Origin of the sequence: Nocardia sp. NPDC050435 (genome assembly GCF_040655395.1) — a bacterium.
Taxonomy (GTDB): domain Bacteria; phylum Actinomycetota; class Actinomycetes; order Mycobacteriales; family Mycobacteriaceae; genus Nocardia.
On sequence record NZ_JBFAJW010000013.1, the window covers coordinates 111,559 to 135,437 of the forward strand.

General features: G+C 70.3%; 20 protein-coding genes and 1 pseudogene. 8 read left to right on the plus strand and 13 right to left on the minus strand.

The features are described from left to right. Positions 1 to 502: 502 nt before the first annotated feature. Together rsmD and AB0I43_RS33780 are read right to left on the minus strand one after the other, a co-directional pair. Positions 503 to 1,066 carry a 16S rRNA (guanine(966)-N(2))-methyltransferase RsmD gene (rsmD, locus tag AB0I43_RS33775; RefSeq protein ID WP_356980084.1) on the minus strand — a complete coding sequence of 188 codons (564 nt, stop codon included), beginning with the start codon at positions 1,064 to 1,066 and terminating at the stop codon, positions 503 to 505. After that, positions 1,063 to 4,455 (minus strand): pyruvate carboxylase, encoded by a 3,393-nt coding sequence (locus tag AB0I43_RS33780; protein ID WP_356980082.1) that lies wholly within the window; start codon positions 4,453 to 4,455, stop codon positions 1,063 to 1,065. Before AB0I43_RS33780 ends, rsmD begins: the two co-directional genes overlap by 4 nt. A gap of 187 nt (positions 4,456 to 4,642) precedes the next feature. Between AB0I43_RS33780 and AB0I43_RS33785 the strand changes: the two genes are divergently transcribed. Further along, the gene (locus AB0I43_RS33785; protein ID WP_356980080.1) at positions 4,643 to 5,212 is read left to right on the plus strand and encodes a TetR/AcrR family transcriptional regulator; all 570 of its coding nucleotides are present in this window, start codon (positions 4,643 to 4,645) and stop codon (positions 5,210 to 5,212) included. After that, positions 5,209 to 5,781, plus strand: coding sequence for a hypothetical protein (locus AB0I43_RS33790; RefSeq protein WP_356980078.1), 573 nt, complete (start codon positions 5,209 to 5,211; stop codon positions 5,779 to 5,781). The genes AB0I43_RS33785 and AB0I43_RS33790 overlap by 4 nt, the downstream gene beginning before the upstream one ends. A 190-nt stretch (positions 5,782 to 5,971) precedes the next feature. Here the strand turns inward: AB0I43_RS33790 and AB0I43_RS33795 are convergent, their stop codons facing one another. Continuing rightward, complete coding sequence (locus AB0I43_RS33795) at positions 5,972 to 6,346, minus strand: SgcJ/EcaC family oxidoreductase (RefSeq protein ID WP_356980076.1); 375 nt, start codon at positions 6,344 to 6,346, stop codon at positions 5,972 to 5,974. Positions 6,347 to 6,486: 140 nt separating this feature from the next. On the opposite strand from AB0I43_RS33795, the gene AB0I43_RS33800 reads away from it, so the two are divergent. Then, the gene (locus AB0I43_RS33800; RefSeq protein WP_356980074.1) at positions 6,487 to 6,669 is read left to right on the plus strand and encodes a DUF1737 domain-containing protein; all 183 of its coding nucleotides are present in this window, start codon (positions 6,487 to 6,489) and stop codon (positions 6,667 to 6,669) included. A gap of 255 nt (positions 6,670 to 6,924) precedes the next feature. Continuing rightward, the gene (locus tag AB0I43_RS33805) at positions 6,925 to 8,346 is read left to right on the plus strand and encodes a short-chain fatty acyl-CoA regulator family protein (protein WP_356980073.1); all 1,422 of its coding nucleotides are present in this window, start codon (positions 6,925 to 6,927) and stop codon (positions 8,344 to 8,346) included. 4 nt (positions 8,347 to 8,350) lie between these two features. On the opposite strand, the gene recG is transcribed toward AB0I43_RS33805, so the two are convergent. Beyond that, the gene (gene recG, locus AB0I43_RS33810) at positions 8,351 to 10,621 is read right to left on the minus strand and encodes an ATP-dependent DNA helicase RecG (protein WP_356980071.1); all 2,271 of its coding nucleotides are present in this window, start codon (positions 10,619 to 10,621) and stop codon (positions 8,351 to 8,353) included. Between the two features lie 18 nt (positions 10,622 to 10,639). Further along, positions 10,640 to 12,442, minus strand: a complete 1,803-nt coding sequence (locus AB0I43_RS33815) for a DAK2 domain-containing protein (protein WP_356980069.1) — start codon at positions 12,440 to 12,442, stop codon at positions 10,640 to 10,642. A gap of 324 nt (positions 12,443 to 12,766) precedes the next feature. On the opposite strand from AB0I43_RS33815, the gene rpmB reads away from it, so the two are divergent. Continuing rightward, the gene (gene rpmB, locus AB0I43_RS33820) at positions 12,767 to 12,955 is read left to right on the plus strand and encodes a 50S ribosomal protein L28 (RefSeq protein WP_209889521.1); all 189 of its coding nucleotides are present in this window, start codon (positions 12,767 to 12,769) and stop codon (positions 12,953 to 12,955) included. Positions 12,956 to 13,015: 60 nt separating this feature from the next. Here rpmB and AB0I43_RS33825 read toward each other — a convergent pair whose 3' ends face one another. The 3 genes from AB0I43_RS33825 to AB0I43_RS33835 are packed head-to-tail and all read right to left on the minus strand — an operon-like array spanning position 13,016 to position 17,059. Beyond that, complete coding sequence (locus AB0I43_RS33825) at positions 13,016 to 14,677, minus strand: MFS transporter (protein WP_356980067.1); 1,662 nt, start codon at positions 14,675 to 14,677, stop codon at positions 13,016 to 13,018. A gap of 1 nt (position 14,678) precedes the next feature. After that, entirely contained in the window at positions 14,679 to 16,094 is a 1,416-nt protein-coding gene (locus AB0I43_RS33830) for a condensation domain-containing protein (RefSeq protein ID WP_356980065.1), read from the minus strand. A gap of 32 nt (positions 16,095 to 16,126) precedes the next feature. After that, positions 16,127 to 17,059, minus strand: a complete 933-nt coding sequence (locus AB0I43_RS33835) for a glucosyl-3-phosphoglycerate synthase (protein WP_356980064.1) — start codon at positions 17,057 to 17,059, stop codon at positions 16,127 to 16,129. Between the two features lie 316 nt (positions 17,060 to 17,375). Here AB0I43_RS33835 and AB0I43_RS33840 point away from each other — a divergent pair. Beyond that, positions 17,376 to 17,819 (plus strand): annotated as a pseudogene (locus AB0I43_RS33840) (GNAT family N-acetyltransferase); the annotation flags it as partial. Between the two features lie 69 nt (positions 17,820 to 17,888). After that, positions 17,889 to 18,674, plus strand: a complete 786-nt coding sequence (locus tag AB0I43_RS33845) for an enoyl-CoA hydratase-related protein (protein WP_356980215.1) — start codon at positions 17,889 to 17,891, stop codon at positions 18,672 to 18,674. Positions 18,675 to 18,711: 37 nt separating this feature from the next. Here AB0I43_RS33845 and AB0I43_RS33850 read toward each other — a convergent pair whose 3' ends face one another. The 4 genes from AB0I43_RS33850 to AB0I43_RS33865 all read right to left on the minus strand — a co-directional run bounded on the left by AB0I43_RS33850 (position 18,712) and on the right by AB0I43_RS33865 (position 21,769). Continuing rightward, entirely contained in the window at positions 18,712 to 19,584 is an 873-nt protein-coding gene (locus AB0I43_RS33850; RefSeq protein WP_356980062.1) for an alpha/beta hydrolase, read from the minus strand. A gap of 187 nt (positions 19,585 to 19,771) precedes the next feature. After that, a complete protein-coding gene (locus AB0I43_RS33855; RefSeq protein WP_356980060.1) occupies positions 19,772 to 20,014 on the minus strand; it encodes a hypothetical protein in 243 nt (80 codons plus the stop codon). A 54-nt stretch (positions 20,015 to 20,068) separates the two neighbouring features. After that, the gene (locus AB0I43_RS33860) at positions 20,069 to 20,752 is read right to left on the minus strand and encodes a uracil-DNA glycosylase (protein WP_356980058.1); all 684 of its coding nucleotides are present in this window, start codon (positions 20,750 to 20,752) and stop codon (positions 20,069 to 20,071) included. A 45-nt stretch (positions 20,753 to 20,797) separates the two neighbouring features. Beyond that, positions 20,798 to 21,769, minus strand: coding sequence for a thiamine-phosphate kinase (locus AB0I43_RS33865; protein WP_356980213.1), 972 nt, complete (start codon positions 21,767 to 21,769; stop codon positions 20,798 to 20,800). A 158-nt stretch (positions 21,770 to 21,927) separates the two neighbouring features. On the opposite strand from AB0I43_RS33865, the gene AB0I43_RS33870 reads away from it, so the two are divergent. Further along, on the plus strand, positions 21,928 to 22,740 hold the full coding sequence (locus tag AB0I43_RS33870) for a DUF3515 family protein (protein WP_356980057.1): 813 nt from the start codon (positions 21,928 to 21,930) through the stop codon (positions 22,738 to 22,740). On the opposite strand, the gene AB0I43_RS33875 is transcribed toward AB0I43_RS33870, so the two are convergent. After that, positions 22,737 to 23,849, minus strand: a complete 1,113-nt coding sequence (locus AB0I43_RS33875) for a D-alanine--D-alanine ligase family protein (protein ID WP_356980055.1) — start codon at positions 23,847 to 23,849, stop codon at positions 22,737 to 22,739. The two genes, AB0I43_RS33870 and AB0I43_RS33875, sit on opposite strands and share 4 nt — an antisense overlap. Positions 23,850 to 23,879: the final 30 nt, after the last annotated feature.

Here is a 23,879-nt window from a genome sequence, read left to right on the forward strand (position 1 = left end):
AACGAGCCACTGCTGCCCATGCTCTACAGAGGTACCAGCGCTCAGTGCCCTGTCTGCGGTAAAAACACATTGCGCTGGTACTACGCCGAAACCGTCATCGGCGAACTGCGAGGGAAACTCGCCCTCTGGTGCAGGCCATGCCGTCGTTTCTCGTCGTCAATGATACTTCCACTGTCGATAGGTCATCAGATTATCGATCCTCTGGACGGGACCGAATTACAAGCGCGGGCCGAACGCAAAAGCCCACAAGGCGTACTGGAAGACCTTGACAAGAAGTGGACCTCTGGAACGTTACCACAGACGATCAAACCGAATAAATAGACTTCAAAGAATTGCCACAAAGGCCTTCTGGGTTACGACGGGTGCCGGCTCAGGGTCGAGGTTTGCCGTACTCAACTTTCCCAGTTTCCGGGCCGGCGCCAAAGGTTGCGTGCAACGTGCCGGACCAGCTGGTGCGGGTCGTCTGGACGATGTTCGAGAATCACCCGACGATCGCGCTGGATTAGCGATCCGGGTCGTATTCGGCTAGTTCTAGGCGGGTTTCGCCGTACTTGCGCGGCTTCGCAACGGAATAGCCTGGGGGCCAGGGGATTTCGGGGGAGCGGATGGAGCGCTCGACGATGATGAGGGCGCCGGGGGCGAGCCAGTGGTGGGTGGCGAGGTGGTGGAGGTCGGTGGTGACGGTGGGGGTGTCGAGGTCGTAGGGCGGGTCGGAGAAGACGAGGTCGTAGTCGGCTTTGCCGCCGGCTTGGAGGATGGTGGCGACCGAGCCCTGGCGGAGTTCGGCTCCGGGGAGGGCGAGGTCGGTGATGTTGCCGCGGATGACGGCGGCGGCCTTGCGGTCGGATTCGATGAGCAGGGCGTGGGCGGCGCCGCGGGAGAGGGCTTCGAGGCCGAGGGCGCCGGAGCCCGCGTAGAGGTCCAGGACGCGGACGCCCTCCAGATCCAACCGCGCGTCGATGGCGCTGAAGAGCGCCTCGCGCACGCGGTCGGAGGTGGGGCGGGTGCCGGCGGGCGGGACGCGGAGGCGCCGCCCGCCGGCTGTGCCCGCGACGATGCGTGTCATTCGGTGACGGACAGTTCGACGAGGAGGTCGCCGCCTTCGACCTGCTGGACCTTGGTGATGGCGACCCGGGCGACGGTGCCGGCGCGGGGCGCGGTGATGGCGGCCTCCATTTTCATGGCCTCGATGGTGCCGATGGTGTCGCCGGCGGCGACGGTGTCGCCCTCGGACACGGCCAGGGTGACGACGCCGGCGAACGGGGCCGCCAGGTGTCCGGGGTTGGACTTGTCGGCCTTCTCGGCGACCGGCACCTCGCTGGCGATGGACCGGTCGCGGATCGCGACGGGACGCAGCTGACCGTTGAGGATGCACATCACGGTGCGCATGCCGCGATCGTCGGGTTCGGAGATGGCCTCCAGCCCGATCAGCAGCGTGACGCCCTTCTCCAACTGCACCCGGTGCTCCTCGCCGTGGCGCAGACCGTAGAAGAACTGGTTCGCCGACAGGCCGGTGGTGTCGCCGTACTTCTCGCGGTGCGCCTCGAATTCGGCGGTGGGACCGGGGAACAGCAGCCGGTTGAGGGTGGCGCGCCGCTCCAGCGAGGAGCCGTTCAGGCCCGCTTCGTCGTCGGCGCCGAGCTCGGTTTCCGGCTTGGCGGCACTGCGCCCGGCCAGCGCCTTGGTGCGGAATGGCTCCGGCCAGCCGCCCGCCGGCGTGCCGAGTTCGCCACGCAGGAAACCGATGACGGAATCGGGGATGTCGTAGCGGCCCGGGTCGGCGGCGAATTCGTCCACGCTGACGCCGGTGCCGACCAGTGCCAAGGCCAGGTCGCCTACCACCTTCGAGGACGGGGTGACCTTGACCAGGCGACCCAGCAGCCGGTCGGCCGCGGCGTATTTCGCTTCGACCTCTTCGAACTGGTCGCCGAGGCCGAGCGCGATCGCCTGCTGCCGCAGATTGGACAGCTGACCGCCGGGGATCTCGTGGGTGTAGACCCGGCCGGTGGGCGCGGGCAGCCCGGATTCGAAGGGGGCGTACACCTTTCGCAGCGCCTCCCAGTACGGCTCCAGGTCGCACACGTTCTGCAGGTTCAGCCCGGTGTCGTATTCGCTGTGCGCGGCGGCGGCCACGATCGCGGACAGGGCGGGCTGGGACGTGGTGCCCGCCATGGCGGCCGAGGCGCCGTCGACGGCGTCGGCCCCGGCCTGCCAGGCGGCGAGGTAGGTGGCCAGCTGACCGCCGGGGGTGTCGTGAGTGTGCACGTGCACCGGCAGATCGAAGTTGCTGCGCAGGGCCGTCACGAGTTTCGCGGCGGCGGGCGCGCGCAGCAGCCCGGCCATGTCCTTGATCGCGAGCACGTGCGCGCCCGCGTCGACGATCTGCTCGGCCAGCTTCAGGTAGTAGTCGAGGGTGTAGAGGGTCTCGTTCGGGTCCGACAGGTCACCGGTGTAGCTCATCGCCACCTCCGCCAGCGTGGTGCCGGTTTCGCGGACGGCGTCGATCGCCGGGCGCATCTGGTCCACGTTGTTGAGCGCGTCGAAGATGCGGAAGATGTCGATACCGGTCGCGGCGGCCTCGGAAACGAAAGCGCGCGTGACCTTTTCCGGGTACGGGGTGTACCCGACGGTGTTGCGCCCGCGCAGCAGCATCTGCAGGTTGATATTGGGCACGGCCTCGCGCAACGCGGCCAGGCGCTCCCACGGATCCTCGAACAGGAACCGCAGGGCGACATCGTAGGTGGCCCCGCCCCAGCACTCGATCGAGAGCAGTTCCGGGGTCAGCCGCGCCACGTGCCCGGCCACGGCCAGCAGGCCGCTGGTGCGCACGCGGGTGGCCAGCAGCGACTGGTGCGCGTCGCGGAAGGTGGTGTCGGTGACGCCGACGGCCTTCTGCTCACGCAGCGCCTGCGCGAAACCCTCCGGGCCCAGCCGCAGCAGCTTCTGGCGGGATCCGTCCGGCGGCGGCACCGACAGGTCGAGGGCGGGCAGCTTGTCGTGCGGGTAGACCGCGCTGCGCCGCTCGCCGTGCGGCTTGTTGACGGTGATGTCGGCCAGGTAGTTGAGGATCTTGGTGCCGCGGTCGGCGGAGCCGCGCAGCGCCAGCAGTTGCGGCCGCTCCTCAATGAAGGAGGTGGTGACCCGGCCCTGCTTGAAATCGGGATCGTCGAGCACCGCGAGCAGGAACGGAATATTGGTGGTGACGCCGCGGATCCGGAACTCGGCCAGCGCGCGCCGGGCGCGGGCGGCCGCGGCGGGCAGGTCGCGGCCGCGACAGGTCAGCTTCACCAGCATCGAGTCGAAGTAGGCGCCGATCTCCGCGCCCAGGTTCGCGCCGCCGTCGAGCCGGATGCCCGCGCCGCCGGGGGTGCGGTAGGCGGTGATGCGGCCGGTGTCGGGGCGGAAGCCGTTGGCCGGATCCTCGGTGGTGATCCGGCATTGCAGCGCCGCGCCCCGGATGGACACCGAATCCTGGCTCAGGCCCAGCTCTTCCAGCGTCTGCCCGGCGGCGATGCGCAGCTGGGACTGCACCAGATCGACATCGGTGATCTCCTCGGTCACCGTGTGCTCGACCTGGATGCGCGGGTTCATCTCGATGAAGACGTGGTTGCCGCGCTCGTCGAGCAGGAACTCGACGGTGCCCGCGTTGCTGTAGCCGATCTGGCGGGCGAAGGCGACGGCGTCGTTGCAGATCCGCTCGCGCAGCGCCGGATCCAGGTTCGGGGCCGGGGCGAGCTCGATCACCTTCTGGTGCCGGCGCTGCACCGAGCAGTCGCGCTCGAACAGGTGCATGACGTTGCCGTGCTGGTCGGCCAGGATCTGCACCTCGATGTGGCGCGGGTTCACCACGGCCTGCTCGAGGAAGACCGTCGGGTCGCCGAACGCGGATTCGGCCTCGCGGGAGGCCGCTTCGATCGATTCGCGCAGCTGCGCCGGTTCGGCGACGCGGCGCATGCCGCGCCCGCCGCCGCCGGCGACGGCCTTGACGAAGATCGGGTACTCGAGCTGCTCGGAGGCGGCCAGCAGTGCGTCCACATCGGCCGAGGGCGCGCTGGACTTCAGCACCGGCAGCCCGGCGGCCTTGGCGGCCTCGATGGCGGTGGCCTTGTTGCCGGCCATCTCCAGCACCTCGGCCGACGGCCCGATGAAGGTGATGCCCTCGCGGGCGCACGCGGCGGCCAGGTCGGGGTTCTCGGAGAGGAAGCCGTAGCCGGGGTAGATGGCGTCGGCGCCCGCGGACTTGGCGGCATCGATGATCGCGTCGATGGACAGGTAGGCCCGGACCGGGTGCCCCTCCTCGCCGATCTGGTACGACTCGGCGGCCTTCAGACGATGGACCGAGTTGCGATCCTCGTACGGAAAGACGGCGACCGTCCCGATGCCCAGTTCATAGGCCGCCCGGAAGGCGCGGATGGCGATTTCGCCGCGATTGGCAACCAAGACTTTCGAGAACATTGACCCAAGGTACCTGCCGCAGAGCACAGGTCCGACACTGATACAGCCTTCGCAGTCATCTTCACAACGCGGCCTAGCAGGCTTGCGAAGTTGCGGAAATCCTGGCGTCACATCTCACCGCGCCGCGGTCCTCGTGGTGCGCGATGCGGGCTTGTTTATGACTGACCGGTCATTCATAATCGAAGCCATGCCGAAGATCGTGGACAAAGCCGCACGCCAGGAGGAAATCCTGAACGCCGCGGCGAAAGTGTTCGCCCGCAAGGGTTTCGCCGCCTCCCGCATCGAGGACGTGGCGGCCGAAGCCGGAATCGCCAAGGGCAGCGTGTATCTGTACTTCGCGAGCCGGGACGCCTTGCTCACCGGCGTCTTCGAGAGCTACGCCGCGAAATCCGCGCTGACCCTCGCGGATCTCGGCCCGGGCGGCCCGCTGGACCGCCTGCGCCGGCTGATCCGCGCGACCCTGGAGCTACTGGCCGCACATCCCGATCACGCGCGGGTGCTGCTGGACGTGTGGGCCTCGAATCCCCCGCTCGACCTGGCCGCGATGTACCGCGACCACCGGGCCGTCATCGCGGAGCTGCTGACCGAGGCCGCCGCCGCGGGCGAACTGCGCGCGGGTATCGGCGCGAGCCACGCGCCGGTGCTGGTCGGTGTCATCGAAGGCTGCCTGGTGCAGGCGCTGGTCGATCCCGCGCTGTCGTTGCGGGAGCTGACCGGGCCGGTCCTCGAGATCTGCGTCGAGGGGATCCGGCGATGACGCTCACCGATCGGCTGATCGCCCCGAACGCGACCCGGGGCGAGGTGCGCGCCGGCTTCGGCGCGGCGTTCGCCGGGGCCGCGCTGGTCTGCGCGCTCGGGCTGCGCGCCGGCCTGGAGCCGTGGCGCGTGGCCGTGCTCGCGCTGGTCGCCTTCGATCTGTTCGGCGGCGCGGTCGTCAACGCGACCGGCTCCGCCAAGCTCTGGTATCACCGGCCCGGCCGCACGCACCGGCACCACCTGGGCTTCGTCGCCATCCACGTGCAGCCGTTCCTCCTGGCGCTGGTCCTGCCCGGCTTCACCTGGCTCGCCGCGACCGTCGTCTACACCGTCGCCCTGCTCGGCGCGTGCGCGGTGACCGCCACTCCCCCGCCCCTGCGGCGCCCGATCGCGTTCGCCTGCACCGTCTTCGGGATCGCGATCACCACCGGTCTGCTCACGGTGCCGCTGGTCGTTGCCTGGTTCGCGCCGGTGCTGCTGATCAAACTCCTGCTCGCGCATCTACTTCCGGAAGCGGTTCACTCCGAGTCCGGCTTGGGCCGCGGCCGCCACCCGCGGCGCGAGGCATAGCTGTCACACACCGCGACGGCCCGCAGCACGGGCCGCGTGCGCCCGCGCGCCCCGAGCCCCCGCCGCCACGATTCCGGATTCCCCGGGCAGCAAGTCATGTGCCACGCTCCTCGATCACCGGGAACCGGTCGTCCCCTTTGCCATCCTTCGACGCACGCACCGGCGATACGGTTCCGCTATATCCGCGGACTCAGAGTCCGAAAGCGCGGTTGATGGCGGCCATGTCGAAGTAGTCGCGCCAAGCCGTGATCAGGCCGTCGTGCACCTCGAAGACGCCCACCACCGGCAGCGGCGTGTCGCGGCCGTCCTTGCCGCGCAGGGTGTCGGTGCGCTCGTTCATGACGACGGCGCCGTTGGCGACCTGATGATGGATCTCGAAATCAATGGCGGTGAACACCGCGAGAAAACCGGCGATGAACTCGGCGATCGCGGTGCGGCCGACGATCGGTTCCATCGGAATGTTGTGGTAAACGGCGTCTTCGGCGAAGCACTTCGCGATCTCGGCCGGATCCGGATCGGACCACGCCTGGCACATGGCGCGGACGAGTTCCTCGGGGCTGGACATGGGCGGGCTCGCTTTCCTCGGTGCGGATACCGCATTCAACCAAACAATTGCTTGGTCGAGTGCCGGATCGCCGAGATCCGGCACGCCGAGCAGCGCGGCCACGAACGCGCCCGCCGCCGGCCGCGCTCTAGGCTGATCGCATGCCCGCCGACCAACCGCTGCGCTACCGGCTGATCACCGGCGTCGACGATGCCGCCTTCTGCAAACGTGTCAGCGATCTGCTCGACGAGGGCTATCGCCTGCACGGTCCCCCCTCGGTGACCTTCAACGGCACCGACGTCATCGCCGCGCAAGCCTTGGTCCTCGGCGGATTCATGGAGTAGCCGGGCGCGCCCGCAGCAACCTCGGCAATCGTGGTTGCCGGATGTTCCGGAACGCGGAATCTGTTCCGCCGCAGTCTGTGCGCGTAGGATAGTAGTTTTCCTCCGTCCGCGATTTTCTCCGGTCGCGTCGCACGCTGCCCTTCGCACGCTACGCACGAGTAGAATCGGCAAATCACCTCGCACAGGCAGATTTTCGCGCAGGAGAACGGCCCATTCTGCAATGTTTGCGAAGCCATCGGACTACCATGGCGTTTCGTGCGCAAGATGTACGCGGGTGCCCGATTGCGGCGATTGCGCGAGGAACGGCGAATGACGCAGGCGGCCCTGGCCAAGTCGCTGGATCTCTCGCCCAGCTACCTCAACCAGCTGGAGCGCGATCAACGTCCACTCACCATTCCCGTGCTGCTGAAACTGAACTCGACCTTCGACCTCGATGTCCAGTTCTTCGCCGCCGACTCCGACGCGCGCCTGGTCTCCGATCTACACGAGGTCCTGGTCGACGCGGCCGGCGGCGACAGCGCGCCGCTCACCGAAGTCGAGGAGCTGGCCACCCGGCAGCCCGAAGTCGCCCGCATCCTGGTCGCGATGCACCGGCGGCTGCGCGCCGCGACCGATCAGCTCGACCTGCTGTCCTCGCGGGTCTCGGCGCCGACGGGCGCGCCCGGCGTGCCGATGCCCTACGAGGACGTCCGGGACTTCTTCTACGACCACCACAATCACATCCCGCACCTGGACCTGGCCGCCGAGCACCTGTTCGAGGAATCCGGGCTCGCCATCGGCTCGCTGGACCGGCAACTGGCGCGCATCGCCGACGAACGCGCGGGCGTCACCGTGCTGGTGCGCGGCGACGGCGCCGACCCCGGCATCCCGAAACGGCACTACGATCCCGACAGCCGCACCCTGACACTCGCCCGCCGCCTGCGCCCCGGTCAGCGCGCCTTCCAGATCGCCACCACCCTCGGATTCCTGCTCTACGGCGACGATCTGGACGCCGTCCTGGACGAAACACCGTCGCTGTCCGGCGAATCCCGGACGCTGGCCCGCATCGGGCTGGCCAACTACTTCGCGGGCGCGGTGGTGCTGCCCTACGGGCGCTTCCTGAGATCGGCCGAGGAACTGCGCTACGACATCGATCTGCTCAGCCTGCGCTTCGAAGTCGGCTTCGAGACCATCTGCCACCGGCTGAGCACCCTGCAACGCCAAGGCCAGCGCGGCGTGCCGTTCTTCCTGGTCCGCACGGACCGGGCGGGCAACATCTCCAAACGCCAGTCCGCCACCGCTTTCCACTTCTCCCGCGTCGGCGGCAGCTGCCCGCTGTGGGTGGTGCACGAGGCCTTCGCGCACCCCGGGCGCGTACTCACCCAGGTCGCGGCCATGCCGGACGGCCGCCGCTACCTCTGGGTCGCCCGCACCACCGCCACCACGCCGCACGGATTCGGCGCGGCGACAAAGAATTTCGCGATCGGGCTGGGCTGCGACATCGAATACGCGGACCGGCTGGTGTATTCCACCGGCCTGCAACTGGACGAACCGGCCGCCGCGGTCCCGATCGGGTCGGGCTGCAAGGTGTGCGAGCGCCCGGCCTGCCCGCAGCGCGCGTTCCCGCAGATCGGCGCGCCGCTCTCGGTCGCCGAGCACACCAGCACCGACCTGCCCTATCCGCGCGCGGTCCGCTGAGCCCTCACGACTTGGCCAGGTACTCCAGGCGTTCGGCGTCGACCGCGGCGTGCATCATCCCGGCCAGGCCCGGATGGTTGCGCAGGCCCGGATCGGCTTCGACCAGTTCGCGCGCGAGATCCTGGGCGGCGGTGATGACCTCGAGGTCGTCGAGCAGCGAGAGCAGGCGCAGCGAGCGAGCGGTGCCGGACTGGGCCGCGCCGAGCACGTCGCCCTCGCGGCGCTGACGCAGGTCCAGCACGGACAGTTCGAAACCGTCGGTGGTGCCCGCGACCGCCTGCAGGCGCACCATCGCCGAGCCGCCCGGGGCCGCGTCGGTGATCAGCAGGCACAGGCCCGCGTGCTTGCCGCGGCCGATCCGGCCGCGCAGCTGATGCAGCTGGCTGACGCCGAAGCGATCGGCGTCGACGATCACCATCACCGTGGCGTTCGGCACGTCCACGCCGACCTCGACCACGGTGGTGCACACCAGCACATCGATGTCGCCGGCGTTGAAATCGCGCATCACCTGGTCTTTTTCGTCGGACGGCAGGCGGCCGTGCAGGAGACCCACGCGGACGTTCGCCAGCGCACCGGTGCGCAGCACGTCGAAGACGTCGAGGGCGGCCGCCGTCTTGGGGGCCTCTTTCTCCTCGGCCTTCTTCTTGCCCTTGCCTTTGCCGGAACCCGGCTCCTCGTCGTCGCCGATCCGGGAGCACACCACATACGCTTGGCGCCCGGCTTCGACCTCCTCCAGAATGCGTTCCCAGGCGCGGTCCACCCAGTTCGGATGCTGTTTGCGCGGAACGACTTTCGAGGTGATCGGGGAGCGGCCGCGGGGCAGCTCGGTGAGGGTGGAGGTTTCCAGATCGCCCAGCGTGGTCATGGCGATGGTGCGCGGGATCGGGGTCGCGGTCATCACCAGCAGATGCGGGCTGACGCCCGGCTTGGCCTTGGCGCGCAACGCGTCTCGCTGTTCGACACCGAACCGGTGCTGCTCGTCGACGATCACCATGCCCAGATCGAAGAACTCCACGGCGTCCTGGATCAGGGCGTGCGTACCGATCACGATGCCCGCCTCGCCGGTCACCGCGTCCAGCAGCGCCGCCTTCTTCGCCGACGCCGACATCGAGCCGGTCACCAGGACCACCTTCGTCGACTGGTCGGCCGCGCCCAGCTCACCGGCCGTGCCGAGCTCGCCGAGCATGGCGCGCAGCGAGCGATAGTGCTGGGCGGCGAGTACTTCCGTCGGCGCGAGCAGCGCGCACTGCTGCCCCGCGTCGACCACCTGCAGCATGGCGTGCAAGGCGACGATGGTCTTACCGGAACCCACCTCGCCCTGCAGTAGGCGATGCATCGGGCGGGTCCGGGACAGATCGTCGGAGATCTCCGAGATCACCTGCTGCTGACCGGAGGTCAGCTCGAACGGCAGCTTCTTCTCGAACGCCGCCGCGATGCCGTCGGTGCGCGGCGGGCACGGCCGGGCGGTCCGGCCCGACATCTCGTGCCGGCGCTCGGCCAGCACCAGCTGCAAGGCCAGCGCCTCGTCGAAGCGCAGGCGTTCCTTGGCCTGATCGATGTCGGTCTGCCGGTCCGGCAGGTGCACCAGCCGCAGCGCGTCCGAGACCGCCAGCAGCGACCGCTCGTGCCGAATTCCCTCCGGCAGTGGATCATCGATCGGATCGAGCTGCTCGAGCACCTGGCGCACACAGGCCAGCAGATCCCAGCTCTGCACCTTCGCCGTCGCCGGATAGACCGGGATGAATTCGCGCTCCATGAACGAGACATCCACGCCCTCGGCGCCTTTCGCGCTCTCGGCCAGCCCGCGCAACGCGCCGCCGCCGCGCACCCTGGTGAAGCCGGTGACCGTCTCGTCCTCGGTCTCGGGCAAGATCAGGTAGCCGGGGTGGCTGAGGTTCCAGCTGCCGGGCCGCCAGTAGCTGACGGTGCCCGACATCATCGCCCGGAGACCTTCCTTGACAACGTATTTCACCTTGTCGCCGTTGAAGAAGGTGACCTCGACCGGTTTGCCCGCGCCGGTGTCGAGCTGCACCTTCAGCAGCGAGCCGCGCCGGTTGCGCATCGGCTTCAGCTCGGTCTTGGCGATGCGCCCCACCACGGTGATGTGCGCGCCGTCCTCCGGCTCGGTCTCGGTCAGCGGCTGGCCCTGGGTGGCATAGCGCAGCGGATAGTGGCGCAGCAGATCCTCGACCGTGGTCATGTCGAAGGATTCGCCCAGCTTCTCGGCCGCCTTCACGCCGAGGACGTGGTCCAGCCGGTCAGCAAGTGTCGCCATGCCGCAATCCCGTCCCTTTCATTCCACACCGATCTGCACCAGATCATCGTGCTGCCCACCGGGATACACCGTCACCTCGACACCCGGGAAACCGCGGCCGATGTGCGCGGCCAGCTCCTCGGCCAGATCCTCCGGGGCGTCCGCGCCCATCAGCAGCGTGACCAATTCCCCGCCGAGACCGAGCATCCGGTCCAGCAGGGTGCGCCCGGCCGCGCGCACATCGTGATCGATCACCACGACATCGTGGCCGACCAGACCCAGGCCGTCACCCGCGGCGCAGGTGCCGACCATGGTGAGGGCGCGCTCGCGCGCGGCGCGCAGCGAGCCCCAGCGGGTCGCGGCGGCGGCCTCGGACATGGCGAAGGCGTCGTCGACGGCGATCCGGCCGCGGTCGTGCACGGCGGCGGCCGCCAGGCCCTGCACCATCGATCCGCTGGGCAGCAGCAGCACGTCGCGGTGCGCGTCGCGCGCGGCGACGCCGACCGCGACGAGTTCGTGCGCGGGCAGGGCGCCGTTGGGCAGCACCATGACCTCGCGGTGCGGCATCCGCCGGATCGCGGCCAGCAGGGACCGGGCCGTCACCGGGCCCTCGTCCAGGACGACCGCGCCGGCCGCCTGGAACAGCGCCGCCGCGCCCGGCCCGAAGGCCACCGCGAGGATTCCGCGATCGACCGGGCCCGCCGTCGCCTCGGCCCGGCAATCCGGGCCGTGCGCGGTGACGGCGAAACTCTCGATGCGAATCGAACTCAGCGCGCCCGTGGCCAGACCCGCCTCCACGGCGGCGCCCGCGTCGACGCAGTGCACGTGCGCGGACCAGGTGCCCGCGCCGTCACCCACCACGACGACGGAATCGCCGAGCTCGGACAGCCGGACCCGGAGCTGGGCGACGCGCTCCTCATCGGTGCCGGTGAGCAGGTACATGACCTCGAAATGCGGGTCGTCCGGGACGACTACGACCACGCCCTGCGCATCCGAATCGCCGCGCGCCTCGACGGCGTGCGGTCGAGGTTCGGTGTCGACCGGCGGAGTGCGCTGGTCGGCGGGCGGGTACGCGGGCCGGGCGGGCGCTTCGCCCGTGGCCAGGCCGACCAGGGCATCCAAGAGCACCAGCAGGCCGCGCGCGCCCGCGTCGACCACGCCCGCTTCGCGCAGCACGCCGAGCTGGGCGGTGGTGTCCGCCAAGGCTTTGGCCGCACCGTCCGCCGCGGCGATCGCCACCTCGGCGAGGCTGTTCTCCGGGCATTCGGCCGCGCACTGGGCCGCGCAGTCCAGCACGGTGAGCATGGTGCCTTCGACCGGCACGCTCAGCGAGCCGCGCACGAGCAACGCTCCCCGGCGCAGCGCCAAGCGCAGCGTGTCGGCGGTGAGCGGGCCTTCTCGCACTGCCTCGGCGATGCCCCGCAGGACCTGCGTGAGGATGATGCCCGAGTTCCCGCGCGCCCCCGCCGTCGCGCCCCGGGCCAGCGCCGCGGCGACCGCGCCCGCGCTAGGCCCCGCGCCGGTGGTGTGCTCTCGACCCTCCGCGTCGGTGGGTGAGCTGCCGCTGACCGATGCTCCTCCGACGGACGGACTGGTTCGCGTGGCCGCGTCGTGCCCCACTCCGGCTCCCGGCGCGGGAAGCGCACCGGCCACGGCTTCCGCGGCATCCAGCGCGGCGCGCATGGTGGCGAGGAGGTTGGTGCCGGTGTCGGCGTCGGCGATGGGGAAGACATTGAGGGCGTTGATCTCGGGGCGCCGGGACGCCAGGTCCTCGACGCAGGTACGGGCCCAGCGCAGCAGAACTGCGCCATCGATCACATCCCGCGCTCCGCGCACCGTCACCTCACTTTCCCCTGCTGCCGCATGCTCCCCGCCAGGTTAGCGGGCGTGTCCGACAGCGCGGGCCGTAGACCGGGCGAGGGGGCCGGCGGGACGGGAATCGGCGCCGGTTACGATGGAGGCCGCATATCGGCCGTTTCGGCCCACCTCCCCGGACCATCGGTTTGGTGGATCCGGGCCGTGCCAGCTACCCTTGCAGGGTTGCCTCGCGCGGCCCTGGCCGGTTCGCGCTGGTCGGCGTCAGCCGACAAGGCATAACGACATTGTTTCCGGACATGCTGCGGTGCTCGCAGCGGTCCCCCACTAGACATGAAGGAGTTCGCGACTATGGCTGCCGTCTGCGACGTCTGCGCCAAGGGCCCCGGCTTCGGGAAGTCGGTCTCGCACTCGCACCGGCGTACCAACCGTCGCTGGAACCCGAACATCCAGACCGTGCGCGCCCAGGTTGCCCCGGGCAACACCCGCCGCATGAACGTGTGCACCTCCTGCCTGAAGGCCGGCAAGGTCACGCGCTGAGGCGTACCGAGACCTGAAAAGGGCGAGCGCTCCCCGGAGCACTCGCCCTTTTCGCTGTCTTCAGCGGCCGCGCCGCCGGACCAGAAGCGCCACGCTGGTCGAAGCGACGAGCAGGAACAGCACCGCCACCGTCACCCGGAAGGCGGAGACGAAGACCGTACCCGCGAGACCGCGCGCCGCCGATTCCACGACCGGGGTCACCTGCTGAGCCAGACCGTTGGCCCCGGGATGCGCCGAACGGTCGCACCCCGCGGGTGTGCGCTCCGGCGTCGGTGATTGCAGTTGCAGGGTCGCGCACCGGCCGAATTCGTCGGCGATCTTCGGCGCGAAGGGCGTCACCGCCGCGACCTCCTGCCGCACCCGCGCGTGCTCGCGGTCCACGGCCGCCGGGGCGGCGACCGCGACGGCATGGAAGAACAGGATGCCGATCAGCGCCACGCCCAGCGAGTTCCCGACCTGCTGCGCGGTCGGCACCAAGCCCGAGGCCGAGTCGATGGCGCGCGGCGGAACCGCGTCGACGACCGCGATCTGCAATCGCGCCGCCGCCGCGCCCACCCCGACGCCGCCCAGGATCAGCGGAACCCAGAGCACCGGCCAGGACAGCGCGGCCGGCGCCGGCTGTAGCGCGCCCAGCCAGCCGAGCAGCAGCACCGCGAACAGCGCGCAGCCGAGTCCGACGAGCCGATTGCCGAATCGCTCGGCCAGGCGCGGCGCGGCCAGCGCGCCGAGCACCGCGCCCGCCGAGAACGGCAGCGTCGCCAGACCCGTCCGCAGGGCGCTGTAGCCCAGCCCGAACTGCAGCGACACCGACATGGTGAACAGGTACGCGCCGAACACCCCATACACCACCAGGCAGGCCAGGATCCAGCCGAGAAACCGTGGTGCGGCGAACAATCCGGGATCGAGCAGCGGCATGCCGCCCCGCGCGGCCAGCCGGCGCTCGTGCAGGGCGAAGACCACCAGGATCAGCAACGCGCCCGCGAGCATCGCCGGAATCGGCGCCGCCCAGCGGTGCTCCCGGCCGATCGAGAGCCCGTAGATGAGCAGGAACAGCCCGGCCGTGGCCAGCACCGCGCCCGTCCCGTCCAGCGCGCACCGCTCGCGGCGCACCGAGCCGCGCAGGTGCCGCACGGCCAGTGCCAGCGCCACCGCGCCCGGTATCAGGTTCACCAGGAAGATCGAACGCCAGGACAGCTCCAGGGGATTCGCGCCCAGCAGCACGCCACCGATCAGCGGGCCCAGCATCGCCGCGGTCCCCGCCGTCGCGCCGTACAGCGCGAAGGCGAGGTCGCGCCGGCGGGGGTCGGTGAAGCGCGCGCTGATGATCGCGATCGGCTGCGCCGAGACCGCCCCGGCCGCGGCCCCCTGCAGCACCCGCGCGGCGATCAGCGCCACCGGTGTCGGCGCCAGCCCGCACAGCACCGACGCCCCGACGAACACGGCCAGCGCGACGGTGAAGAAACCGCCACGCCCCCAGCGCATTCCGAGCCGGGCGCTCGGCAGCAGGGCGCACGCGAGCGCGACGGTGTACCCGGTGAGCATCAGCGACGACTCGGCCGAACTCGCGCCCAGATCCCGGACGATGTCCGGGATCGCGACCGTGACGATCGTCGCATCGACCATCTGCATGAAGACGGCGACGAAGACCGCCGCCACCCCGGCCCACACGGTGACATTCCGGGTGGGACGCGGGGTTTCGAGGCGCACGTCGAGGGCGGTCAACTCAGGCCACATCCCGGGTGAGCGCGCCCGTAGCGGCGTGCGCCACCTCTTCCATGACGCTGGTCAGCGCGTCGCTGTAGCGCGCCATCGCGGCCCCGGCAGGTGTGGTGTCCGGGAAGAGCGAGGCGGCCCAGATCATGTCGTCGGTGCGCTGCACCCAGGTGTACACCTCCTCGGAGGTGCCGCGACTGCCGAAGAAGGAGAAGTCGAGCGCCGAGAACAGTTCCGCGCCGGGCAGTTTCCGCATGTCCAGGAACGAGAGCATGGGCGCGACCCAGCCGCGCCGGACATGGAACCCCTCCCGGGCCTCGAGCAGTTCCACCACCCGGTGCAGCGAGACGTTCGACAGCTCTTTCCCGGCGGCGAACGCGGCTTCGGCCCGCTGGGCGGTCACGGCGAAGCCCTCGGCGGGGTCGAACTCGAACGCCACCGGGATGAGGCTGGCGTACCACCCCACCGTGCGCTGCTCGGCCGGGCCGACCCGGGTGCTCTTCGGCGACAGGTTGAAATACCTGGTGCGACCGGACAATCGGTAGTCGGCGTAGGCCGCGGCGGCGAAAACGCCTGCCACCAGCCGCACTCCGGCCCGGGCGCATTCGTCCTCGAACGCCGCGGCGAGCGGGCCCGCCAGCAGCACCCGCCGATCCGAGGCCGCCGTAGTCACCTGACCCGCCGATTCCTGAAGCGGCAGCGGGAAACTGGGCAGCTTGCCGCCGTTGGCCAGGATGCGGTCGGCCCACTGGGTGATCTGCGGCGAGCGCGCCTCGAGCTGGGCGGCCTGCGCGCGTTCGCGGGCGCAGTACTCCCGATAGCTGCCCACCGGCGTCTCCGCCAGCCGCGTCGCCGCGGTGGGGTCGAAGTAGTGCTGGACGACCTCGGCGCTGATGATGCAGCCCGACACCGCGTCGGTATTGAGGTGATCGCAGGCCACCACCACGGTGAACGACCCGCCGTGATCGATGACGCCGAAGCTGAAGCAGTCCCAGCTGGCCGGGCCGGGGGTGACCCGCTGCACGATCCGGCTGATCAGCAGGCCGTCGATCTCGCCCCAGGAATCGGCGGTCAGCTCGATGTCCGCCGGGTCCAGCACCCGCCGCTGCGGCCGCGCGGCCCCGTCGATCTCGAACCAGCTGTGGAAGGCGTCGTGCCGGCGCACCACCGTGGTCACGGCCCGGACCAGCGCCGCGATGTCGGGGGTGCCGTCGAGGGTGAACGCGCACAGGATCAGCCGATCGAATCGACGGCCCGTCAGCTTGGCCTTGCGCGCCATGTCCAGGTAGGCGTCCTGCTGGAACGAGGGCGGCGTGGCGTCGGCGCCGGCGCGGAACGCGGCCGCGCGGGCGGATTCGGTGGGTCGGATGATCGTCAATCGGCCGCCTCGGGGCCGCCAGTCGTCGATGAGCCCGCTCTGCATCATGGGGTGGTCCTCCTTCCTTGTCGTGATGTCGTTCAGGACGCGAGGGGTAGCAGGGAACGCATCGGCGGCCGATGCTGGGTGTGCAGGCCGGCCTCGCGTGGCGCGAAACCGTCGGCGCCGAGGGGAAATTGGACGATGCCCGCCCCCGAATCGGGCAGCCCGCAGCGTTCCAGCGCGGTCGCCATGATCTGGCGGCTCATCACGCCCAATTCGTGCAGTGGCCGGTTGCGGTGTTTGCGCACACCGAGATCCACCTGTCCGATGGCGCCCGCGCCGTAGGTGTCGTACACATCGATCAACAGGCCGATTTCGACGCCGTAATGCGGTGCGAAGGAAAGCCTTTCGAGCGCGGCACGGGTGGCGGCGTATTCACCGCCGAGGGGTTGCACCACGTGCCGCAATCCAGGCCGCAGCGCCGCCAGCAAAGGACGCGCCACGAGTTCGGTGACCCGCCCGCCGCCGGATTCGTCGACGGTGTCCCCGACCAGCAGCGGGCGCCGGTAATAGGCCTTGCTGAATACCAGCGATTGATCGAGCAACAGCGGCCCGAGCAATTTGGGCACGAATTGCGGATCCGGATCGATCAGATCGGAGTCCATGAACATCACCAGATCGCCCGAGGCCACCGCCAGCGAGCGCCAGAGCACCTCGCCCTTGCCGGGGACCGGTGGATGCTCGGGCAGCACCGATTCCCGGCTGACCACCGTCGCGCCGGCCGCGGCGGCGACGCGCATGGTGGCGTCGGTGGAGCCGGAGTCCATCACGATCAGCTCGTCGACCAGCCCGTCGGGCAGGCGGCGCACCGCGCGGACGACCTCGCCCACGGTGGCTTCCTCGTTCAGGGCCGGTAGCACCACCGACACCGTCCGCCCGCGTTTCGCGGCGATCAGGTCGTGCGCGCTCCACTGCGGCGCGGACCAGGTTCGGATATCGCCGTGAAACTCATTCATCAACAGATCGGCCATTTCGACCACCTATCAAAAGAGACGCTTTCGGGGAGTCACCGGACGGATCGCGGATTCGCACTTTTCGCTTACCGTGGCAAGGGTTTTCGGCAGTGGTCCTGCTCACTTCGCCGCCCGGTGAAATTGGAGATCGAGAATCGCTGCGCTGCGATGCTGGGACACTACAACCGGTTTCCGGCGCCCGTATATCTCAGAAGTGCATCTTTCAGATGGAAGTAACCTTCCATTAACCAATTTCCTTATAGGTCAGGCAATTCGGGCAGCCGGAGGCGCTCGGGAGAGTGACAGCGATCGCATTTTGCGGTATTTATCGGCCATGACACGCTGGCAGATCGTCCCGCTGACGGCCGAGTACACGCGCGGTCTGGCCGAGTGCCACATCGCGTGCTGGCGGGAGGCGTATCAGGGTCTGGTGCCCGCGCACCTGCTGGACGCCTTCCAGGTGGAGCCGCTGACCGACCGTTGGCGGCGCAACGCCGAGCGCTACCCGGGCCACATCCACGTCGCGCTCGCGGACGGGGTGGTGATCGGATTCGCCGGGTCCCTCCCCGGCCGCGACGCCGCCGTGGCCGAGCTCGAACTGAACTCGCTCTACGTGCGCGCACCCTGGTACGGCACCGGGCTCGCGGCGGAACTGCTGCGCGCCGCCGTCGATCCGGCGCGCTCCTGCTCGCTGTGGGTGTTCGAGGAGAACCCCCGGGCGCGGGCCTTCTACCGCAAGCACGGCTTCGACCTCGACGGTGCGCGCAAGGTCGAGGAGTTCAGCCCCGCCGTGCAGGTTCGGATGGTGCGCCCCGGGCGCCGAGCTCGCGCCGGTTATGGTGCTGGTATGAGCACCGAGCAAGCCGAGTACGTGTCGATCGCCGACGGCGTCCTGCAGATCACCATCGCCACCGCCGCCGCCGGCACCTCCATGGACTTCGACGGCATCAGCGCCGGCGCCACCGCGCTGAAGGCGCTCGACCCGGAGGTCGGCGCGATCCTGCTGACCGGCACCGGCGCGAACTTCTGCGCCGGCGGCAATGTGCGTGGCTTCGCTGCCGCCGAGGACCGCTCCGCCCACATCCACGCCCTCGCGACCAGCCTGCACGATTTCGTGCGCGCGCTGGACGCGGCGCCGGTGCCCGTCGTGGTCGGTGTGCAGGGCTGGGCGGCGGGCGCGGGCATGAGCCTGGTGTGCGCCGCCGACATCGCCCTGGGCGGGCCGTCCACCAAGCTGCGCCCCGCCTACCCCGGCATCGGCCTGAGCCCGGACGGCGGCATGTCGTGGACCCTGCCGCGCATCGTCGGGCTCGGCCGGGCCCGCGAAATCCTGCTCACCGACGCGGTTCTCGACGCCGACACCGCGGTGCGGCTGGGCGTGCTGAGCCGGCTGGTCGCCGACGAGGACGTGCGCACCGAGGCACTGGCCCTGGCCCGCACCCTCGCCACCGGCCCCCGCTCCACCTATGCCACCATGAAAACGCTACTGGCACAGTCGGTCTCGGCCACGCTGAGTGATCAGCTCGATGCCGAGCGCGACGCCATCGCCGCCGCCGCGAGCACCCCGGCGGGTCGCGAGGGCGTCGACGCGTTCGCGGAGAAGCGCAAGCCGGATTACACGAAAGCCAACTGACACTTCATTTTTCGGGCGGGCCGACGACCGGCGCGGCTCAGGCCGAGGTCTCCAGGACGAACTGGGCGACGGCGTCGGTGAAGGCGTCGTTGTCGTCGCCGGCGGCGGTGTGGGCGGCGCCGCCGATCTCGGCGATGCGCACGTGCGGCACCAGTTCCTGGAACTGGGCCGCACCCTCGGCGCTGACCACGTCCGAGCGCAGCCCCCGCACCAGCAGCACCGGCATGGTGAGCCGGCGCGCGGCGGCTTCCATGTCGCCGATCATCGCGGTCGGGTCCTCGACCCGGTCGCGCAGCATGTCCGGATCCCAGTGCCAGTAGAAGCGGCCGTCGCGTTCGCGCAGATTGCGCAGCAGGCCGTCGGTGTTCTCGGGCCGCGGCCGGTGCGGCAGATACTCGGCGACGGCGTCGGCGGCCTGGTCGAGCGAGTCGAAGCCGTCGCGGTGCTTGCCGAGGAAGTCCAGGACCCGCGAAACGCCCTCCTGCTCCGGCCGGGTCACGATGTCGACGAGCACGAGCGCGCGAATCGGCGCGTCCGGCACCGCGGTGGCGATCAGCCCGGTGATGCCGCCCATGCTCGCGCCGACGACCACCGCGCCGTGCCCGGGTGTCGCGCCGAGTTGCGCCAGCACCGCCAGCAGATCGGCGACCATCGTCGCCCGGGTGTAATCGCGATCCGGCGCCCACTGACTGTCGCCGTGCCCGCGCGCGTCCAGCGTGACCACGCGCATTCCGGCCGCCCCGAGCTTGGCCCCGGTCTGCTTCCAGGAGTGCCGAGTCTGTCCGCCGCCGTGCAGGAAGACGACCAGCGGCCCGTCGGCAGGCCCGAACTGATCCGCCGCCAGCTCGATCCCACCGGCCCCGGCCAGCCGCAACCGCCCCGGCTCCAGCAGATTGTTCGCGTTACTCACGATCCGAGCATCGCACACCATCGCGATGCCCCACCCTCCAGACCCGAATCAGCCCACATAGAGGGAATCGTACGACCGACTCGTTCGCGGCCCGTCGCACGACGGAGCGGCCGAAGCGCAGGCGCGAACGCGCGAGCTTCGGCCGCTCCGACATGAGACCTCCGGGGCCGCGAACAGCGGCGCGGTCTCAGCAGTCGAGCTTGAAGCCGCTCAGCGTGTTCTGGAAGATGCAGGCGACCTTCGCGTTCACCGACGCGGAGATGGTCGAGGAACCGGAGGAGGTGAATTCCTCCGCGACCGGCGCCGAGGTTTCGGGCGCGGCCGGCTCGAGCTTCAGCGGCTCGGCGTTCGCGGCGGCGCTGCCACCGGCCACGGCGGCGGCCAGGGCGAACGCGGCGGTGGCGCTGCGCAGGGTGGTTCGGGTCTGCATCAAAGAGCTCCTCATTCGGTTATCGGTGGTGCGGTCCCCCCACATCTACCTTGTTCAGGGCAGCCGCCAGTCGACGGGTTCGGCTCCCAGTTCGTCGAGCAGTTCGTTCACCCGCGAAAACGGCCGGGAGCCGAAGAACCCGCGCGAGGCCGACAGCGGTGAGGGGTGCGCGGACTCGATGAACGGCACCTCGGCCGCGGTCAGGGTCGGCTTCAGAGTCGAAGCGTCCCGGCCCCAGAGAATAGCCACGAGCGGCTCATCGCGCGCGACGAGCGCGCGAATGGCCTGCTCGGTCACGGCTTCCCAGCCCTTGCCGCGGTGCGAGGCGGGCGCGCCGGGACGCACCGTCAGCACTCTGTTCAGCAGCAGCACGCCCTGATCCGACCAGGGGCTCAGGTCGCCGCAGGACGGCGCCGGGTGGCCGAGGTCCTTGGCCAGTTCGGCGAAGATGTTGGACAGGCTGCGCGGGATCGGCGAAACGTCCGGCGCCACCGAGAAACTCAAGCCCATCGCGTGACCCGGGGTCGGGTACGGGTCCTGGCCGACGATCAGCACGCGCACGTCGGCGAAGGGCCGCTGGAAGGCGCGCAGAACGTTTTCCCCGGCGGGCAGGTAGCCGTGGCCGTCGGCGTTCTCGGTTCGTAAGAACTCCCCCATGGCCCGGATCTGTTCCGCGACCGGCTCCAGCGCCTGCGCCCAGCCCGGATCCATGATTTCCGCCAATGGTTTCGCGCCCATGACCGCACAACCTAATCGGCGCGGCCGACCGAAGTCCAACCGGCCCTAGCGGTGCTCGGAGTCCGCCGCGCGGAACGATTCCCAGCCGCCGTCGCCGGACTGCGGCAGGCCGTCCACGGTGACACCGTTACCCGCGAGTACCCGGCCGATCCGCCGCCAGCCCAGCGGCAATTCGGAATCCGGCGACCAGGCCGCGACGAACGCGTGATCCTCCCCGCCGGCCAGAACCCATTGCGCCGCTTCGACATCCAGCGCGACCTCGACCGCGAGCCGTTCGGCCAGCGCCTCCAGCGCGGGATCCCACAGCGCGGCCGAGTCCAGATCGATGGCCACGCCGGAGGCGTCGGCGAGGTGGCCGAGATCGGCGAGCAGACCGTCGGAGACATCGGTCAGGGCGTTGGGCCGGGACGGCTCGTCCAGTACGACGCCGTAGGGCGGGCGCGGGGATCGATGGGCCGCAACGAGTTCCGGCGCCGCCTCGCGATCCGCGCCGGAGGCCAGGATCGCCAGGCCCGCGCCGGACCAGCCGAGCCGGCCCGCCACCGCGATCACATCGCCCACGCGCGCCCCTGATCGGGTGACCGCGGGCTGACCGCGCAGGTCACCGAAGGCCGTCACCGAGATCACCAGGCGTGGACTGCGTACCAGGTCACCGCCCGCGATGGAGCCGCCCGCGCGGCCCGCTTCGCTCCACATGCCCTCGGTGAGACCGTCGATCACCTCGACCGGCGTATCGGCGGGACAGCCCAGCGCCACCACGAACGCGGTCGGCTTCGCCCCCATCGCCACCACGTCGGCGGCGTTCTGCGCGATCGCCTTGCGGCCGATGTCGTGCGGGCTGGACCAGTCCAGCCGGAAATGCCGTCCCTCGACGAGCATGTCGGTGCTGACGACGAAACGGCCGTCCGGCGCGGCCACCACGGCCGCGTCGTCGCCGGGACCCAGGTGCACCGCCGGCGCCTGCACCCGCCCGGCGTTGATGCGCTCGATGAGCGCGAACTCGCCGAGGTCGCGCACCGTCTGCGGGCGCACCCGGCCCAGCGGCTCGGTCGGATCCGCCACTTCGCTGCTGTCGCTGATGTCGCGCCCCTTCCGGCGTCGTACTGGGTGAAATCGGGACGACGGTACATTGTCCAGGGCGATCGACACTACCGAGCAGGGAAGGACCGGCACACATGGCGGCGCAGGAGCCGGACGACCAGGGGGCGGAATCCGGCGATACGGCACAGCCGAAGCCGGGAACTCCGACAGCACGGACCAGCGACGCGGCGGAGCAGACGTCAGGCGACCGGACTCCCGATGCTGCGCCACTGCCGACCCCGGGCGATCAGGCCACCGCGCCGGAGGGAGCGGGCGATCAAGCCGCCGATTCCGGCGACGCGACGGAGCAGGAACCGAACAGCCGGGCCACGGATCCCGCCCTGCGACACGAGGCCGCCGAGGAGAGTCGCGCCCACTCCTACCCGCCCGCGCTGATCGCCACCGCGGTCGCGCTTCCGGTGGTCCTCGTCGTCGGTGTGCTCGTCGCCGCGTTCATGGCGAGCCGCGCCCCGGTGGACCGCGAACCGCTGGTGCTCGGCCCGGTCCCCGCGCCCGGCGCCGAGGGGCCCGCCTGCACCGAACTGCTCCCCGCGCTCCCGGCCGATCTCGGCGACTACACCCACGCCCAGCTGGTCGACCCGCAGCCGCCGGGCACCCGCGCCTGGCAGCGCGCCGAGGGCGGCGATCCGATCGTGCTGCGCTGCGGCCTGGACCGCCCGCTGGACTTCAACCGCGCCTCCGGACTGCAGATCGTCAACGGCGTGCAGTGGTTCGAGGCGCGTGACGAGACCGCGAAGAAGAGCACCTGGTTCGCCGTCGACCGGGAAACCTATGTGGCGCTGACCGTCCCGGACGGGTCCGGGCCGACGCCGCTGCAGGCGGTCTCCGACGCGATCGAGGCGAAACTGCCCGAACGGCCGATCGATCCGGGCCCGCTGCCGAACTAGCGCAGGCCGGTGCCGCGGGCGATCGCGGTGTCGATGAGCGTGGAAATCAGCGCGGTGTAGCCGATTCCGGTCGCCTCCCACATGCGCGGGTACAGCGAGATCGAGGTGAACCCGGGCATGGTGTTGATCTCGTTGAGCACCGGGCCGTCCGCGGTGACGAAGAAGTCGACGCGGGCCAGGCCCTGGCAGTCCAGCGCGCGGAACGCCCGCACCGCGAGTTCGCGGATCCGATCCGACATCTCGTCGTCCAGCTTGGCGGGCACGTCGAATTCGCAGACGTCGTCGATGTATTTGGTGTCGAAGTCGTAGAACTGCGGCGTCGACGCGTCGGCCTCGGGCATCAGGATCTCGGCGACCACGCTGGCCTCGACCCGGCCGTCCGGGAATTCCAGCACCGCGCACTCCACCTCGCGGCCGACGATCCCGGCCTCGACGATCACCTTCGGATCGTGCTCCCGGGCCAGGCCGATGGCGGCCTCCAGATCGTCCCAGTCGGTGACCTTGGTGATGCCGATCGAGGATCCGGCACGCGCCGGCTTGACGAACACCGGCAACCCGAGCTGCTCGCGCTCGGCGTCGCTGAGCGTCTTGACGCCGGGCCGCAGCACCACCTGCACCCCGATGGGCAGCCCCTCGGCGGCGAACAGCTTCTTGGTGAATTCCTTGTCCATGCCCGCGGCACTGGCCAGCACGCCGGGACCCACGTAGGGCACGCCCGCCAGTTCGAGCATGCCCTGCAGGGTGCCGTCCTCGCCGAACGGGCCGTGCAGGATCGGGAAAACGACGTCCACCGCACCGAGTTCGGCGATCGGCGCGTCGTCGAGGGCGACGAGCTGACCGGCCCGGTTCGGATCGGTGGTCAGGGTGAGCGCGGCGCCGGCGGCGTCCACCGAGGGCAGCGCGGTCTTGCCGCTCGCGTCCGGCAGCCCCATCGCGGCGACCTCGGAACCGCCCAGCACCCAGCTGCCTTCGCGCGTGATGCCGATCGGCACCGGCTCGTACTTCTCCGGATCCAGATTGCGCAGCACACTGCCGGCCGATCGGCACGACACGGCGTGCTCGTCGCTGCGCCCGCCGAAGACCACAGCCACCCTGATCCGCTTCGTCATGGCTGGAACCGTACCCGTTCCGAGCCGCCG

Bases quoted from the DNA above. Each gene is read 5' to 3' on its own strand.
- rsmD (WP_356980084.1), bottom strand. From the start codon at position 1,066: ATGACACGCATCGTCGCGGGCACAGCCGGCGGGCGGCGCCTCCGCGTC.
- AB0I43_RS33780 (WP_356980082.1), bottom strand. From the start codon at position 4,455: ATGTTCTCGAAAGTCTTGGTTGCCAATCGCGGCGAAATCGCCATCCGC.
- AB0I43_RS33785 (WP_356980080.1), top strand. From the start codon at position 4,643: ATGCCGAAGATCGTGGACAAAGCCGCACGCCAGGAGGAAATCCTGAAC.
- AB0I43_RS33790 (WP_356980078.1), top strand. From the start codon at position 5,209: ATGACGCTCACCGATCGGCTGATCGCCCCGAACGCGACCCGGGGCGAG.
- AB0I43_RS33795 (WP_356980076.1), bottom strand. From the start codon at position 6,346: ATGTCCAGCCCCGAGGAACTCGTCCGCGCCATGTGCCAGGCGTGGTCC.
- AB0I43_RS33800 (WP_356980074.1), top strand. From the start codon at position 6,487: ATGCCCGCCGACCAACCGCTGCGCTACCGGCTGATCACCGGCGTCGAC.
- recG (WP_356980071.1), bottom strand. From the start codon at position 10,621: ATGGCGACACTTGCTGACCGGCTGGACCACGTCCTCGGCGTGAAGGCG.
- rpmB (WP_209889521.1), top strand. From the start codon at position 12,767: ATGGCTGCCGTCTGCGACGTCTGCGCCAAGGGCCCCGGCTTCGGGAAG.
- AB0I43_RS33830 (WP_356980065.1), bottom strand. From the start codon at position 16,094: ATGATGCAGAGCGGGCTCATCGACGACTGGCGGCCCCGAGGCGGCCGA.
- AB0I43_RS33835 (WP_356980064.1), bottom strand. From the start codon at position 17,059: ATGGCCGATCTGTTGATGAATGAGTTTCACGGCGATATCCGAACCTGG.
- AB0I43_RS33845 (WP_356980215.1), top strand. From the start codon at position 17,889: ATGAGCACCGAGCAAGCCGAGTACGTGTCGATCGCCGACGGCGTCCTG.
- AB0I43_RS33855 (WP_356980060.1), bottom strand. From the start codon at position 20,014: ATGCAGACCCGAACCACCCTGCGCAGCGCCACCGCCGCGTTCGCCCTG.
- AB0I43_RS33860 (WP_356980058.1), bottom strand. From the start codon at position 20,752: ATGGGCGCGAAACCATTGGCGGAAATCATGGATCCGGGCTGGGCGCAG.
- AB0I43_RS33870 (WP_356980057.1), top strand. From the start codon at position 21,928: ATGGCGGCGCAGGAGCCGGACGACCAGGGGGCGGAATCCGGCGATACG.
- AB0I43_RS33875 (WP_356980055.1), bottom strand. From the start codon at position 23,849: ATGACGAAGCGGATCAGGGTGGCTGTGGTCTTCGGCGGGCGCAGCGAC.